The organism is Phyllobacterium pellucidum (assembly GCF_013327855.1).
GTDB lineage: Bacteria > Pseudomonadota > Alphaproteobacteria > Rhizobiales > Rhizobiaceae > Phyllobacterium > Phyllobacterium pellucidum.
Window position 1 is genome coordinate 34,641 of record NZ_JABUMX010000008.1, and the last position, 15,548, is coordinate 50,188.

A 15,548-nucleotide genomic window follows, 5' to 3' on the forward strand; every position below is an offset into this window, starting at 1 on the left:
TACAAAGGCGCTGGTTCGTCAGCGCTTTTGTATTCACCGTCGTGACGGACAGGTGGGTCGTTTAATGCGCCGTACCCGTCGCGCACTGTTTCGCGAGAGCCGAGGTGACCGACGATGAGCAATCCTTTCATCCGGTTGGAGGAAGTCAGCAAATCCTTCGGCGCTTTGACCGTTGTCGAGGGCCTGAATCTGGAGATCGGCAAGGGGGAATTCATCAGCCTGCTTGGACCGTCCGGTTCTGGAAAAACGACCATACTCATGATGCTCGCGGGTTTCGAGAATCCCTCACACGGTACGATCTGGGCTGGCGGTCGGCGGATCGATTGCTTGCCACCACACAAGCGGAACATGGGCGTCGTCTTTCAGAATTATGCGCTTTTTCCGCATATGTCCGTCTCTGAGAATGTGGCTTTTCCGCTAAAAATGCGCGGCTTCTCCCGCACAGAAATGAATGGGCGCGTCGGAAAAGCGCTTGATATGGTGCAATTGGGCGCGCTCGCAGACCGGCGTCCCTCCCAGCTCTCCGGCGGCCAGCAGCAGCGTGTCGCCTTGGCGCGGGCCCTCATCTTCGAGCCAGAGGTGGTTCTGATGGATGAGCCCCTTGGCGCATTGGACAAGCAATTGCGAGAGCAAATGCAACTGGACATTCGGGAACTGCACAGGCGACTCGAACTGACGATCGTGTTTGTCACCCATGATCAGTCCGAGGCACTGACGATGTCGGACCGAATAGCAATCTTCAATGGTGGGAAGATCGAACAAATTGGCACTCCTACGAACATCTACGACCATCCGAGTACGCAATTCGTAGCCGAGTTCATCGGCGAGACGAATCTCGTCCGCGGGTCAGTTCAAGGCACCGAGGGTCTCACCACCCGCGTCCAATTGCAAAGCGGCCAGGAGGTTCTCGTGGAGCTTGGTTCGAACCGTCTTCCGAAGGGCAACGTGTGCCTATCAATAAGGCCGGAACGGATAAAGGTGGGACGGGGGAAGATTTCCGGGAACATCATCACCGCGGTAATCTCGGATGTGGTCTATCACGGGGACCACCTACGGTTAATTGCGAAAACCGACGGTCAGTCGATTGTCGTCAAGACGGATCGCAGCCAGCCGGCACTCTCGATTGGCGAAGAAGTGCAACTCTTCTTTCTGCCTACCGATTGCTGGGTGGTCGGGCCATGAATCGATCAGAGCTTAACAAGCGACTTGTTTCCCTAATGCTCGTCGGGCCCCTCTTCCTCTTTCTTGTTTTGTTCTTCGCGGTTCCGCTCGTCTCGATGATGAAATCTGCGGTGTCGGACCCCGTGGCGGCGGAGGTGCTGCCCGCCACCGCCCGTGCGGTTTCGGGCTGGGACCGCTCAAGTCCTCCATCTGATGAAATGAAGGCTGCTTTGGTTGCAGACCTACGCCAGATCGGGGAGGACCAGTTGTTCGGAGATCTCGTCCGACGTCTCAACAGCGCGAAATCCGGGTTCAGAACCCTGATGCCAAAGACACGCGCTGCGGCTTTGGAAGCGGGCGGCAATATCGACCTCGTCGCTTTGGACAGGCGATGGGCCGATCCTTCCTACTGGCAAGCCGTCACGGTAGCCACATCATCAACGATTACAGACCGCAATCTTTTGGCGGCAGTTGATCTGCAACGGGATGCATCCAACACAATCGTAGCGCTGCCACCCGATGCGTCTGCGAACAAGGCTATTATGATCAGGACGTTCGTGATGTCACTGACGGTGACGTTGGCTTGCGTTTTGATCGGACTGCCGTTCGCGATGATCACCGCGTCCGTCGACGGCTGGAAGCGACAATTGTTGCTGGGTGCAGTCCTGTTGCCGCTTTGGACGTCCCTCCTGGTGCGAACGGCCGCTTGGTTCATCCTGTTGCAGGACAGAGGCCCGATCAATTCCATGTTGACGTATCTTGGGATAATTTCCGCCCCGCTGCCGCTGATTTTCAACCGTACCGGCGTCATCATCGCCATGACCCATGTTCTACTACCCTTTATGGTGCTTCCCATCTTCAGCGTGCTTATCGGTATTCCCAAGAATCTTATGCCCGCCGCCGCGTCATTGGGCGCTCATCCCGTCAGGGCATTCTTGAGTGTCTTGTTGCCGCTCTCATTGCGCGGCGTTGTTTCCGGTGCATTGCTGGTGTTCATGAGTGCGCTCGGCTACTACATCACCCCCGCACTGATCGGCGGAGCCAAGGATCAGATGATCAGTTCGGTCATCGCATACTACGCTACGGGCGCGGCAAATTGGGGAATGGCAGGGGCGCTCGGACTGGTGCTGCTGGCCGCGACGATGATCCTCTATGCGATATACCTCAGACTCTCGTCAGACCGGGAGGCGCGTCCATGAACGTGTTGCGTGTTGCTAAGATCGTTTTCGGAGGCGCAACGATCTTCTTTCTGGTCGCACCGCTGATCGCCATCCTTCCGCTTGCCTTCACCGACAGCGTCTTCCTCAACTATCCGATTCCTAGATACTCGACACGATGGTTTGTGGAGTTGTTCACCGCTGGTGTCTGGCAACGTTCGATCGTGAACAGCCTGGTCATTGGGAGTGGCACAACGGTGCTGGCGACCGTTCTTGGCACCGTCGGTGCGCTTGGACTGCGCGACCGGCAGCTTTCGCCCGTCCTTGCGATCATCAAGACGATCTTTCTCTTGCCGATGGTGGTGCCCGCGGTAGTGCTGGGTGTCGGCATGCAATTGATGTTTGCCCGGTATGGCCTGACGAATACCTACCTCGGAGTGATTATCGCTCACACCGTAGTGGCAGTGCCTTTTGTCGTCGTCAACGTCCTTGCGGTTATCCAAGGAATAGACCGACGATTGGAGCAGGCTGCGGCCAGTCTCGGCGCGGCACCCATTACCGTGCTGAGACAAGTCACCCTGCCGCTGGCACTCCCGGGGATCATATCTGGCGCCGTTTTCGCCTTCGCAACGTCGCTGGATGAAGTCGTATTGACTTTGTTTGTGGCGGGTCCCAACCAGCGGACGCTCGCACGGCAGATGTTTTCAACGATCCGGGAAAACATCAGTCCCGCGATCGCCGCCGCCGCCTTCGTTTTTATTGTGGGCACGATTCTGATAGCGATAGTTCTAAATCTTTCTCGAAGAACCAAGGCCACTGCGGTATAAGCTCGGCTCGCCTCTGCGCACAGCCTATTTCTGACCACCAACTCAAATGCCGGGTCCGTTCAATTTGCCGCGAAGCAGTAGAACAGGTCGTCGCCCCCAGTGCATTTGAAAGCCTCCACCGTCCAGCGGCACGCGGGTCGGGTGTGAGGAATTCCAGGATTTCGCCTCGGGCGGCCCTCGATGCTTTCGATCCACCTGTTCCAGTTCCGCGGCTACGACGCTTGCCTAGCATTCGCATCGCCTGCGGCTATAGATTGTTGACTTTTTTGCCTGTAGCCAAGGTCTGAGTCGTTCAGTTTGGTATCAAGGGCTGTGGAATTTTGATCGCCACATGAAAGTTGGAACGGAACGAATGTCGGAGCCAACCGCATAGGTCGAGCGAGTCCGTTCCAACTTCCCTGCGACGATACTGAAAGACTTTATTGAGACGTGGCAACATGACGTCTGAAAACCCAATATTCTTAATTTGTAAAGAATGGGCGCAATCCATCCCGAAATCGTCGATATTTTTTACAAATTTGGGGGGTAAAGCACAAAATTCGATACAAACATCATGTTTAGCAGTGTTTGGAGCGTGTCTTTACATTTAGCGTTCCACACAACCGTTCTGAGGAACACATCGGTCCGCAGCGGGGGAACACAGTTCAGAATGAAGTCTTAGGTCCTAAACGACAGTGCAGACTGCAATCGACTGAGCTTTTTCACTATCTTTGGCCGCTTTGGCTTGTTCCCTTTGGCCCCGAAAGTGACATTCGCTCCTTCGTAGCCTGTTGCGCATAAAAAAAGAGGCTCGGTATTGATCCGAGCCTCGTGCCATTACGGGGAAATGTGCACGGGCAAATTCTGCAATGATTTCCGAAAGATAGAAATAGATCGAGCGCTCGGTAAATCGAACTACGACCAAGGGCCCGGGAGTGACCGACCTTAGTCCCAACCGATGCCGCCGGCCGTCGGCCCGTCGTATCCTGACAAGTTGCAATGCCTAGGTTGCCTGGAGCCTCCTGGAAAGCCCTGAGGTGTGGCGGCATGGCGACAGTATTGGCTTTCCATGCGTGGTATAGATTGTTCGATGTAGTTGGGATTAGCGCAACATTCGGGGGCGTCGCAGTTTTCCCGATTTTCGTTTGAATGTTGCCGGTACACCCTGGGGGACCTCATGGCTGTTCGAACGCTTCTTTTCTCTTCAGTCGCAGCGATTATAACGACATCGGCGGCATATGCAGCCGATGCGGTGGTCGTCGCTGAGCCTGAACCCGTCGAATATGTCCGCGTTTGCGATGCCTACGGCAAGGGTTTCTTCTATCTTCCAGGCACGGAGACCTGCCTGAAGGTGAACGGCTATCTGCGCGTTGATGTCGCCGGCGGCGATGATCCCTATACCGGCGGCCACATCGGGGGCGACGACGACACCTGGTATGCGCGCACGCGCGCCGAAATTCGCTTCGACGCCCGTTCCGAAACCGAGCTTGGCACCCTGCGTTCCTTTGCCGATACCCGCTTCCAATTTACCAACGGCAGTGACGGCGGCGCCTCGCTGCACCAGGGCTATATCGAGCTGGGCGGCTTCCAGATCGGCGTGAATGACGTCCTTTTCGGCTCCTGGCTGGGCTATGCGGGCGAGGCGATCATTCAGGATGACGTGATCCAATATGGCTCCGATAGCCTTTCCAGCAATCAGGTCAGCTATACGTTCAAGGGAGGCAATGGTTTCTCCGCGATTGTCGCCGCCGAGCAGGGCGAGGAGTTCAACGGCTACGATTACGTTATCGACGATTACATGCCGCATGTGCTCGCCGGCGTGAAGCTCCAGCAGGGCTGGGGACAGATCGGGGCCGTGGTCGGCTATGATTCCGTGCAGGACGATGTCGGCGTAAAGGCTCGCCTCGACGTCAGTCTTACCGACTCCATATCGGCGTGGATTATGGCGGGATATCAATCCGACTACGATTCGGATTCCTTCAACACGAACCAGAACCGCAATTGGTACGGTCTGTGGGAGGGTAATTGGGCCGGGTGGGGCGGGTTCGCTGTAAAAGTTACCGAGAAGGCGACCATCAACGGCCAGGCGGCCTATGAAGAGCAGGGCACCTGGGCTCTTGCCCTCAACGTCAACTACGAACTTGTGCCCGGCTTTATCATCAGGCCTGAGATCGACTACACCAAGTTTGGCGGGGCCCGCAAGGAACAGGCGGAGAGCGAGTTCGGCGACGATGACGCGATCGGCGGTATTGTCCGCTTCCAGCGTAACTTCTAGATCCGCCTACGGAAAGTTACCGTAACGTACTTTTTTTAGCCGATCCAACGTGTAGGTTGTAGCTTGCGTGCGTGTGCTTGCACGCTTGGGGCCCGAACTTTCTGCATGTGGGAGGAGGCCGTTATGGCCGAAAAGATGAACCCCGCGGTGGTTGACCATCTGCCGTCGTTTATTCCTGTGCCTGGACACAGCGACTGGCTCTTCAACGCCGTCGTTGTCTTTCTGCTCATCGTGGTGCTGGTCGTCGGCAACCTTTATTTTCAGCTTCACGCAGTGCCGGAGCGCATGGCGCACCGCACGAGCAAGGTACAGATCGAGATTGTCGCGGTACTGGCGTTGATTTCGCTGTTTACCCACAATCACATCTACTGGATCATTGGCCTGCTGCTCGCGATGATCGAGTTTCCCGACTTTTCGACGCCGATGAGTTCAATCGCCCAATCGTTGGAGCGCATCTCGGGCCGTGAGAGTTCGGCGCTTACCGACGAAGATGCTGCTGCTACCGACGCCGAGAAAATCACCGGCAAAGGCGAGGGGATCTGAGCCATGTTCGAGTTGCTGCTCTGCTCGATGCTCACTGTGTTTCCCGACTACCTTTTTCGCCGCTATGTCCAGGGCAAGCGCATCGGCCGCGAGATTACGCTCTACACGATGTGGTATGAACTGCGCTGGGGCATAACCGCCTGCCTGCTGCTGACGGTCCTCCTGATTACAACGATTTTCTACTTTCATCCGACAACGAACAACGTCACCGCCATTTTCCGCACCGTCACGATCCTGCCCGAGACCAGTGGGCGCGTCGCCGAAGTCTATGTGACCAACAATGAGACGGTCGCGGCCGGTGCGCCGCTGTTCAGGCTCGACAGCTCGGAGCAGGAAGCCGCCAAGGAAACAGCCCAACGAGGCATTGCCGAGGTTGACGCGGCCTCTGCGGTGGCCAAAACCGAACTTGCGGGCGCGGACGGTATGATCCAGCAAGCGCAAGGCGCGCTCCAGCAGGCCATTGATGAACTCAATACGAAGCAGGAGATCATGCGGCGCAACGCCAATGTGGTCGCCCCGCGAGAGATCGAGCGTCTGCAGGTCGTCGTGGATGGCCGCAAGGGCGCCGTCGATGCCGCTGTCGCCAACAAGGAGACGCTGCAGGCCCGCATCGCCGCGCTGCTGCCCGCGCAGAGATCGAGTGCCGAGGCTGCGTTGGCGCAGGCGCAGGTCGAGCTCGACAAGATGATCGTGCGCGCCGGCGTCGCGGGGACCGTCCACCAGTTCACGCTGCGGCCCGGAGATTTCGTCAATTCGCTCCTGCGTCCGGCCGGGATCCTCGTGCCAACCGAGGCCGGCCGCGTTGCTCTTATTGCCGGCTTCAACCAGATTGAAGCGCAGGTCATGAAGCCCGGGATGATCGCCGAGGCGACCTGTATCGGCAAGCCCTTCACCATCATTCCCATGGTGGTCACCCAGGTGCAGGACGTGATTGCCGCCGGCCAGTTGCGTCCGACCGATCAACTGATCGACGTTCAGCAGATCGCCCAGCCAGGAACTTTGACCGTCTTTCTCGAACCGATATTTGCGGGTGCCCTGGAAGGCATTCCTCCCGGAAGCAGTTGCATCGCCAATGCCTACACCAGCAATCACGCAGCTCTCGAATCAAAGGATCTCGGCACGCTGCATCGTTTTTTCCTGCATGGCGTCGATGCTGTCGGGCTTGTCCACGCAGCGATCCTGCGGATTCAGGCCATATTGCTGCCGGTTCAGGTATTGGTGTTCTCGGGACATTGACGCGGCCCATGACGTATGGAACGAGGTGCCACGCTTCTCGTGAAAACGGTCCCGATGTTTCGCATGCCTGAACAAAATACCCGGCTGTGGCTGGTCGAGCCGCGCGCATAGCGATGCCAGCAGATTTCGCGGTCTATGCCGGACTGTTCGCCATCGCCTTTGCGGCCGCAACAATCCTGCCAATGCAGTCGGAGGCGGCACTGGCCGGACTCCTGCTCAGCAATGCCTTTCCGTCCGCCGTTCTGATTGCGGTGGCGAGTGCCGGAAATATTTTGGGCTCGGTCGTCAACTGGGGTCTTGGACGCGGTATCGATCGCTTTCGCGACCGCAAGTGGTTTCCGGCGAACAGCGCGCAGCTCGACCGCGCCGCATCATGGTATCGACGCTTTGGGCGCTGGACGCTGCTTTTGAGCTGGATGCCGATCGTCGGCGACCCGCTGACGGTGGTTGCCGGTGTTCTGCGCGAACCCCTTGCCAGTTTCGTCATCCTGGTGGCGATTGCAAAGATCGGCCGCTACCTCGCCGTCCTTGGCCTGACGACCGGATTGTCATAGGCCGGCATTTGCCTTGCGGATCACGGGTGCATGCGCGCGCCCTTGGTGACCTTGTCGACCAGCTTCTTGTCGGCGCGCATGGCAATTCCCACGACCTTTGCGTCCGAAGGCGCGAATTTCGCAAAGATGGCGCGATTTGCTGCGTCATGACCGGTCGAGAACATTTCCTCGACATAGAGGCAGGTGCGGACATCGCGTTCGAGCGAGCGACGATGGATCGTGGAGATCGTTGCCTGGTCGGCCGCAAGGACGATGACGGGCTGAATGGATAAGGGACTGTAGATATTGCCGTCGCGGTCGCGATAGGGCTCGCCGATCACGTTTGGCGTCTCTGCAACGATGCCGCTCATCAGGAAAGCCGTGACATTCAGCGTCTGCCAAGGGGCAAGGTCATCGCGCAGAACAATTGCAATTTTCGTGTCGAACATAAATATACTAGCCTTTGCAGGTTCGGGTTGAGCGGATGAACAATGTTCTAGGGGAAGAGGCCGCAGAGCGTCTTGGACGTTTGTGCGGACCATCGCTGAAGGACGCGATCGTTGCGGCGCCTTCCAATCCGGGGCTCGAAAGGATCGAAGCGCGCTTTGCCGCCAATGCCTATGAACTGCATCGGCATGATACCTATGCGATCGGCCTGACGCTGCACGGCGTGCAATCCTTCTGGTATCGCGGTGAGCGCCGACGCAGCCTTCCCGGCAACGTCATCGTCCTGCATCCGGATGAGATGCATGATGGCGGGGCGGGGACCGAGGTCGGCCTGCGGTATCGTATGCTCTATCTGGAACCCTCATTGGCACTGGATTCGCTTGGTCCTGCCGGTTCGCTGCCATTCGTGCGCGATCCGGTGCTTAGCGATCCGATGATCGCGGCGGCTCTTTCGGCAGCGCTGGACAATCTCGATGAGGAATTGGACGAGCTTCTTGTCGATGATGTCATCTCGCGGTTGGCGCAGGGACTGTCGCGGGTCGCCCGCCAATCGCCCAAGCCGACCGACAAGCCCGCGCTAAGGCAGGTGGCACGCGTTAGCGATTATCTCGAGGCGCATGCCCTGCGTCTTGTGAAATCGGATGAACTGGAGGCAATAAGTGGCCTTGATCGCTATGCTTTATCGAGGCAATTCAGGGCGGTGTACGCGACCAGCCCGCATCGGTTCCTGCTCATGCGTCGTCTGCAACGTGCCCGCGACATGATCCGGATGCGCGAGCCTCTTGCGGAGATCGCCGCCGATACTGGCTTCAGCGACCAGAGCCACTTCAACCGGCAGTTCAAGAAGGCGTTCGGAGTAACACCCGGCCGCTGGGCGGCGCTGGTTGGTTCGAACGCATAATTGTAGTTCGCCGGGTCCTCTGCTAGACAGGCACGCGGTTTGTCCAGCGGAGCCAACGATGACGGAAGATCAGACTCCAGTGCAGCACCGTATCGTCGTTGTCGGCGGTGGTTTTGGCGGGCTCGAGACCGTCTACAATCTTCGCGGTGTCGAAGTTGCTATCACTGTCGTAGACCAGCGCAACCACCATCTTTTCCAGCCCTTGCTCTATCAGGTGGCAACGTCGACCCTCGCAACATCCGAGATCGCCTGGCCGATCCGGCATCTGTTGCGGCGCTACAAGAATGTCTTGACGCTGCTTGGCACCGTGGAAGCCGTGGATACGGCCGCCAAGACGGTGATTACGGCGGATGGCGACGTTATTCCCTATGACACGCTCGTGCTCGCTACCGGCGCCCGCCATGCCTATTTCGGCCATGACGACTGGGAGCCATTCGCGCCCGGCCTGAAGACGCTGGAGGACGCCACCACGATCCGGCGGCGCATTCTCACGGCTTTCGAGATGGCTGAGCGCGAACCTGATCCGCAAAAACGGGCACAATATCTGACGTTCGTCATCATCGGCGGCGGGCCGACCGGCGTCGAAATTGCCGGGACGATTGCTGACCTTGCCCGCGACACGCTGAAGGGCGATTTCAGGGAGATCGACCCAGCCAGCGCGCGAGTCGTGCTGATTGAAGGCGGGAGCCGCGTGCTTGGCGCCTTCAAGGAAGACATGTCCGCCTATGCCAAGATGGCGCTGGAAAAGCTCGGCGTGACCGTCCATCTCGGCAATCCGGTGACCGCGTGCCATGCAGACGGGGTCGAATTCGCCGGCCAGACGCTGCGTGCCCGCACGATTATCTGGGCGGCGGGCGTGCAGGCATCGCCCGCTGCCAAATGGCTGGGCGTTCCGGCCGATCGCGCCGGGCGGGTCGTCATCAATCCAGATCTAACCGTGCCGGGCCACCCTGAGATTTTCGTGATCGGCGATACCGCAACCGTGGCGAATGGCGGCAAGGGCACGGTGCCGGGCATCGCACCTGCCGCCAAGCAACAAGGCAAGCACATAGCAAAGACAATCAAGGCGAGGCTTGCGGGCGACAATGCGCCGAAGCCCTTCCTCTACCATCACGCCGGCGATCTCGCGACCATCGGCAAGCGCGCCGCGGTGACCGATTTCGGCTGGTTCAAGCTCAAGGGCTATCTCGCCTGGTGGCTGTGGGGCCTGGCCCACATCTACTACCTGATCGGCGTGCGCAATCGCCTCGCCGTGGCGCTGAGCTGGCTGTGGATATCGGTGAGCGGCGTGCGCAGCGCCCGGCTGATCACCCAGCGCGATGCCGCGGAGGAAGACAAGTCAGCGTAGCTTGAGCCGAGGTCAGCCCTGGACGAGCGTCCGTATCCCATCGGCCACGAACTGGACCGCGAGGGCGGCCAGGATGACGCCGAGCAGGCGGGTCAGGATCGAGCGGCCGGTTTCTCCAAGGAAGCGGTCGACCCGCTCGGCGAGCAGAAAGACCACGTAACAGGCGGCAATACAGACCAGAATAATGCCGATGAGGGCAACGCGCGACGTTGGTTCGGAAAGCGTGCCGGCGAGCAGGATGGTCGCCGAGATAGCGCCGGGACCTGCAATGAGCGGGATCGCCAGCGGGAAGGCGGCAACATTGCGGATGTGGTCCTTGGTGATGGCAACCTCGGCGCTCTTTTCCTTGCGCTCGGTGCGGCGCTCGAAGATCATTTCGAAGGCGATCCAGAACAGCAGCAGACCACCGGCCACACGGAAGGCGCCAAGCGTGATGCCGAACAGCGCGAGAATCTGCGCGCCGGCGACGGCGAATATGGTGAGGATACCGAAGGCGATGATGCTTGCTCTCAATCCGACCTGGCTGCGTTCACTGCGGTTCATGCCGCGCGTCAGCGCCAGAAACAGCGGCGCCAGCCCCGGAGGATCGATGGTCACCATCAGGGTGACGAGGGCATTGAGAATGGTGTCGTAGAACGCCACGATTTTGCTTTTCTTCTCGGTTAAGAGCCCAGCCAACCTACCGGATTCGATATCCAACGTCGAGAAACATGCAATTTCACGCCCAACAATTTCACCGCATTAGAAAATCTCTTCTATCCATTTGATATCAAATGGTTTTCTGCTGTGAATTCTGACCCCGTTTGTTGGCTTTTCGCAATGAAAGCCGCTATAAGATCAAAGATTGATTCCATACGAAAGATGAGTGCCTCGTGTCTGACCTAACTCCACCATCCGGACCTGAAGACGATAAATCCGGGCCCAGTTCCGGTATCGAGCCGATTTCCATCATCGAGGAAATGCAGCGTTCCTATCTCGATTACGCCATGAGCGTGATCGTCAGCCGCGCCTTGCCCGATGTTCGCGATGGTCTGAAGCCGGTGCACAGGCGTATCCTCCACGCGATGAACGAGATGGGTCTGTCCTGGAACAGGTCGTACCGCAAGTCGGCCGGTGTCGTCGGTGAGGTGATGGGTAAGTTCCATCCGCACGGTGACGCCTCGATCTATGACGCGCTCGTCCGCATGGCGCAGGATTGGTCGCTGCGCGACCCGCTCGTCGACGGCCAGGGCAATTTCGGCTCGATCGACGGCGATTCACCGGCGGCGATGCGGTACACGGAATGCCGCCTGGAAAAGGTCACGGAATCTCTACTCGAGGATATCGACAAGGAGACGGTCGATTTCCAGGACAATTATGACGGCCGCGAGCAGGAGCCGACGGTACTGCCGGCGCGCTTCCCCAATCTTCTGGTCAATGGCTCCGGCGGTATCGCCGTCGGCATGGCGACGAACGTGCCGCCGCACAACCTTTCCGAGGTAATCAACGGCTGTATCGCGCTTATCGACAATCCGGCGATCGAATTGCCGGAACTGATGGAAATCATTCCGGGTCCGGATTTCCCGACCGGCGGCCTTGTCCTTGGCCGTTCCGGCATTTATTCGGCTTACAGCACTGGCCGCGGCTCGATCCTGATGCGCGGCAGGGTTGCCATCGAAAGCATGCGCGGTGACCGCGAGGCGATCATCATTACCGAGGTTCCCTATCAGGTGAACAAGGCGGCGATGATCGAGAAGATGGCCGATCTGGTGCGCGAAAAGCGCATCGAGGGCATTTCCGACATTCGCGACGAATCCGACCGCGACGGCTACCGTGTCGTTGTCGAATTGAAGCGCGATGCGGTGGCGGATGTCATCCTCAACCAGCTTTATCGCTTCACGCCGCTGCAGACCTCGTTTGGCGCCAATATGGTGGCGCTCAATGGCGGCAAGCCCGGCCTGCTTAACCTGCTCGATATTCTGCGTGCGTTCGTCAGCTTCCGTGAGGAAGTCGTCAGCCGCCGTACCAAGTATCTGCTGCGCAAGGCGCGGGACCGGGCGCATGTTTTGGTGGGTCTTGCGATTGCCGTCGCGAATATAGACGAGATCATAGCGCTGATCCGCCGCGCTCCGGACCCGGCCACGGCCCGGGACCAGTTGATGGAGCGCCGCTGGCCTGCAAGCGAGGTCGCGCCGCTGATCCTGCTCATTGCCGATCCGCGCCACAAGCTTAATGACGACAACACCTACAACCTCTCCGAAGAACAGGCGCGTGCCATTCTCGATCTCCGCCTGCAGCGCCTGACGGCGCTCGGCCGTGACGAAATCGCTGACGAACTCAACAAGATCGGCGTCGAAATCAAGGATTATCTGGAGATCCTCGCCTCGCGTCTGCGGATCATGAGCATTGTCAAGGACGAGCTCGCCGCGATCCGCGATGAATTCGGCACCCCCCGCCGCACCGAACTTACCGAAGGCGGCGCCGACATGGACGATGAGGATCTCATCGCCCGTGAAGACATGGTCGTCACCGTCAGCCATGCCGGCTATATCAAGCGTGTGCCGCTTGCGACCTATCGCGCGCAGCGCCGCGGCGGCAAGGGGCGCTCGGGCGTCACGATGAAGGATGAGGATTCGGTTACGCGCCTGTTCGTGGCCAACACGCATACGCCGGTCCTGTTCTTCTCGTCGCGCGGCATCGTCTACAAGGAAAAGGTCTGGCGGTTGCCGATCGGCACGCCGCAATCGCGCGGCAAGGCCCTGATCAACATGCTGCCGCTCGAACAGGGTGAGCGCATAACGACGATCATGCCGCTGCCGGAAGACGAATCCAGCTGGGCCAACCTCGATGTGATGTTCGCAACCACACGCGGCACAGTTCGCCGCAACAAGCTGTCGGATTTCATCCAGGTCAACCGCAACGGCAAGATCGCAATGAAGCTCGACGAAGAGGGTGATGAAATCCTCAGCGTCGATACATGCGACGAGTTCGACGACGTGCTGCTCACGGCCGCCGGCGGTCAGTGTATTCGCTTCCCGGTTACGGACGTGAGGGTCTTCGCCGGCCGCAACTCCATCGGCGTGCGCGGCATGAATCTGGCCAATGGCGACAAGATCATCTCCATGTCGATCCTCGGCCATGTCGATGCGAGCCCGGCAGAACGCTCGGCCTATCTCAAGCAGGCAGCGGCGGAACGCCGTGCGCAGGGCGCCGATGATGTCGAGGAGATCAATCTCGTCGGCGAAGAGGCGACAGACATTGCCGACCTCGCGCCCGAGCGCTACGCCGAACTGCGCGAACGCGAGCAAACCGTTCTCACCGTGAGTGAATACGGTTACGGCAAACGATCGTCGTCCTATGAATTCCGTGTTTCGGGTCGCGGCGGCAAGGGCATCCGCGCCACCGACACGTCCAAGACTGACGAAATCGGCAAGCTGGTCTCGTTGTTCCCGGTGGAATCTTCGGATCAGATCTTGCTCGTTTCCGATGGCGGCCAGCTCATCCGCGTACCTGTCAACGGTATCCGCATTGCCGGACGCTCGACAAAGGGCGTCACGATCTTCAATACAGCGGATGGTGAGAAGGTGGTGTCGGTCGAGCGGATTTCCGAGACGGAGACCGACGAAGTCGAGACTGAAGCGGCTGCGGACGGCGAGGCTTCAATACCGGAGGCCCCGGACGGCGCCGAGCCTAACTAAGGCTCAGGCAGGTCGGGACTTAAATGTCGCGGCGATGATGATAAACACCAAAGCGGGTGGTTCTGACAGGAGCTTCCCGCTTTTTGCTTTCTTCCACGATCATGACAATCGCCGAAACGACCATTGCAACCATCATGGCAATGCTGAGAAGAATAAACATCAATCTGTCCCTTTGCTCCTGGCCAACTTATGGATAGTAACGTGCTGACTTCGAAATGGTTTCATGCGAGCGTCTCACGCATAGTTGAACGCGGATGAATGCTTGCTGATTTTTGTGTTCATCTATCGTTCATCTGGGTCGTGCGAGCCATTGAAAGCTCCAAGCAAAACCGATAGGAACCGGTCATGACAATCGCGATCTACGCCGGATCCTTCGATCCGATCACCAATGGCCATATGGATGTCCTGCAGGGCTCGCTGCGGCTTGCGGACAAGGTCTATGTCGCGATCGGTGTTCATCCCGGAAAGGCACCTCTGTTTTCGTTCGACGAGCGGATGGACCTGGTCAAGCGTGTCTCGGCCGAGGTGTTCGGCAAGGATGGCGAGCGGATCGAGGTCATTTTCTTTGACGGTCTGGTGATCGACGCGGCACGCAAATTCGGCGCATCGCTGCTCGTTCGCGGATTGCGCGACGGCACCGACCTCGATTACGAAATGCAGATGGCGGGCATGAACGGCAAGATGGCGCCGGAATTGCAGACCGTGTTTCTTCCGGCGGACCCGGCGGTGCGCACCATTACCGCCACATTGGTTCGCCAGATTGCAGCGATGGGCGGCGACGTCCGGCACTTCGTTCCCGCGCTTGTCGCTGATGCGCTTGCGATCAAATTCAAACCCTGACCAAGTCACTGATCCCGGAGAGATTTTTCATGACCTTTACTCGTAGAGCCCTCATTGCGGCTGCAGTTTCATCGCTTACGTTTGCGACACTGAACCCCGGCTTTGCCGATGACGCCAATACGATGACGATCAAGCTCAAGGACGGCGACGTCAAGGTCGAGCTATTGCCCAAGCTTGCACCGAAGCATGTCGAGCAGATCAAGGCGCTCGCCAAGGAAGGCGCCTATGACAATGTCGTATTCCACCGCGTCATTCCAGGATTCATGGCCCAGACCGGCGACGTTCAGTACGGCAATGCCGAAAAGGGCTTCAATGCGCAGGCCGCCGGCACCGGTGGATCGACGCGGCCCGACCTTCCCGCAGAGTTCTCCAAGGAACCTTTCGTACGCGGCGTCGTCGGAATGGCGCGCTCGCAGAACCCCAACTCTGCAAATTCGCAGTTCTTCATCATGTTCACCGAATACCCCTCGCTGAACGGGCAGTATACAGTCGTCGGCAAGGTCACGAGCGGCATGGAATATGTCGACAAGATCAAGAAGGGTTCGGAAGCAAACAATGGCGCTGTGGAGAATCCCGACAGGATGATCAAAGTTACCGTCGGCGCCGGCAAATAATTCATATCAC

15 protein-coding genes are annotated in these 15,548 nt (G+C 58.6%); 12 read left to right on the top strand and 3 right to left on the bottom strand.

All coding sequences use genetic code 11. The features are described from left to right. Window positions 1–114: 114 nt before the first annotated feature. The 7 genes from HQ945_RS21585 to HQ945_RS21615 all read left to right on the top strand — a co-directional run bounded on the left by HQ945_RS21585 (window position 115) and on the right by HQ945_RS21615 (window position 7,732). The gene (locus tag HQ945_RS21585; protein ID WP_113280044.1) at window positions 115–1,182 is read left to right on the top strand and encodes an ABC transporter ATP-binding protein; all 1,068 of its coding nucleotides are present in this window, start codon (window positions 115–117) and stop codon (window positions 1,180–1,182) included. Between the two features lie 35 nt (window positions 1,183–1,217). Continuing rightward, the gene (locus HQ945_RS21590) at window positions 1,218–2,360 is read left to right on the top strand and encodes an ABC transporter permease (protein ID WP_246272761.1); all 1,143 of its coding nucleotides are present in this window, start codon (window positions 1,218–1,220) and stop codon (window positions 2,358–2,360) included. Further along, the gene (locus HQ945_RS21595; RefSeq protein ID WP_091922953.1) at window positions 2,357–3,145 is read left to right on the top strand and encodes an ABC transporter permease; all 789 of its coding nucleotides are present in this window, start codon (window positions 2,357–2,359) and stop codon (window positions 3,143–3,145) included. The genes HQ945_RS21590 and HQ945_RS21595 overlap by 4 nt, the downstream gene beginning before the upstream one ends. Before the next feature lie 1,156 nt (window positions 3,146–4,301). Then, the gene (locus HQ945_RS21600) at window positions 4,302–5,399 is read left to right on the top strand and encodes a porin (protein WP_091922931.1); all 1,098 of its coding nucleotides are present in this window, start codon (window positions 4,302–4,304) and stop codon (window positions 5,397–5,399) included. Between the two features lie 123 nt (window positions 5,400–5,522). Further along, complete coding sequence (locus tag HQ945_RS21605; RefSeq protein ID WP_113280486.1) at window positions 5,523–5,942, top strand: hypothetical protein; 420 nt, start codon at window positions 5,523–5,525, stop codon at window positions 5,940–5,942. A gap of 3 nt (window positions 5,943–5,945) precedes the next feature. Then, window positions 5,946–7,178: an HlyD family secretion protein gene (locus tag HQ945_RS21610; protein ID WP_091922927.1), complete on the top strand. Its 1,233-nt coding sequence runs from the start codon at window positions 5,946–5,948 to the stop codon at window positions 7,176–7,178. A gap of 113 nt (window positions 7,179–7,291) precedes the next feature. Continuing rightward, the gene (locus HQ945_RS21615; RefSeq protein ID WP_091922925.1) at window positions 7,292–7,732 is read left to right on the top strand and encodes a YqaA family protein; all 441 of its coding nucleotides are present in this window, start codon (window positions 7,292–7,294) and stop codon (window positions 7,730–7,732) included. A 20-nt stretch (window positions 7,733–7,752) separates the two neighbouring features. On the opposite strand, the gene HQ945_RS21620 is transcribed toward HQ945_RS21615, so the two are convergent. Continuing rightward, complete coding sequence (locus tag HQ945_RS21620) at window positions 7,753–8,160, bottom strand: DUF2000 family protein (RefSeq protein ID WP_091922923.1); 408 nt, start codon at window positions 8,158–8,160, stop codon at window positions 7,753–7,755. A gap of 35 nt (window positions 8,161–8,195) precedes the next feature. Between HQ945_RS21620 and HQ945_RS21625 the strand changes: the two genes are divergently transcribed. Both HQ945_RS21625 and HQ945_RS21630 read left to right on the top strand, forming a co-directional pair. Then, entirely contained in the window at window positions 8,196–9,059 is an 864-nt protein-coding gene (locus HQ945_RS21625) for an AraC family transcriptional regulator (RefSeq protein WP_174208492.1), read from the top strand. A gap of 58 nt (window positions 9,060–9,117) precedes the next feature. After that, window positions 9,118–10,407, top strand: coding sequence for an NAD(P)/FAD-dependent oxidoreductase (locus HQ945_RS21630; RefSeq protein ID WP_174208493.1), 1,290 nt, complete (start codon window positions 9,118–9,120; stop codon window positions 10,405–10,407). A 12-nt stretch (window positions 10,408–10,419) separates the two neighbouring features. Here the strand turns inward: HQ945_RS21630 and HQ945_RS21635 are convergent, their stop codons facing one another. After that, window positions 10,420–11,049 (bottom strand): MarC family protein, encoded by a 630-nt coding sequence (locus HQ945_RS21635; RefSeq protein WP_027233224.1) that lies wholly within the window; start codon window positions 11,047–11,049, stop codon window positions 10,420–10,422. Window positions 11,050–11,279: 230 nt separating this feature from the next. Here HQ945_RS21635 and gyrA point away from each other — a divergent pair, with 230 nt between their 5' ends. Further along, window positions 11,280–14,084: a DNA gyrase subunit A gene (gene gyrA / locus HQ945_RS21640; protein WP_113280491.1), complete on the top strand. Its 2,805-nt coding sequence runs from the start codon at window positions 11,280–11,282 to the stop codon at window positions 14,082–14,084. Between the two features lie 19 nt (window positions 14,085–14,103). On the opposite strand, the gene HQ945_RS21645 is transcribed toward gyrA, so the two are convergent. After that, window positions 14,104–14,244, bottom strand: a complete 141-nt coding sequence (locus tag HQ945_RS21645; protein ID WP_153667373.1) for a hypothetical protein — start codon at window positions 14,242–14,244, stop codon at window positions 14,104–14,106. Window positions 14,245–14,429: 185 nt separating this feature from the next. Here HQ945_RS21645 and coaD point away from each other — a divergent pair, with 185 nt between their 5' ends. Then, window positions 14,430–14,924 (top strand): pantetheine-phosphate adenylyltransferase, encoded by a 495-nt coding sequence (gene coaD / locus HQ945_RS21650; RefSeq protein WP_113280492.1) that lies wholly within the window; start codon window positions 14,430–14,432, stop codon window positions 14,922–14,924. A 29-nt stretch (window positions 14,925–14,953) separates the two neighbouring features. After that, entirely contained in the window at window positions 14,954–15,538 is a 585-nt protein-coding gene (locus HQ945_RS21655; protein WP_027233226.1) for a peptidylprolyl isomerase, read from the top strand. The last annotated feature ends 10 nt before the right edge of the window (window positions 15,539–15,548 follow it).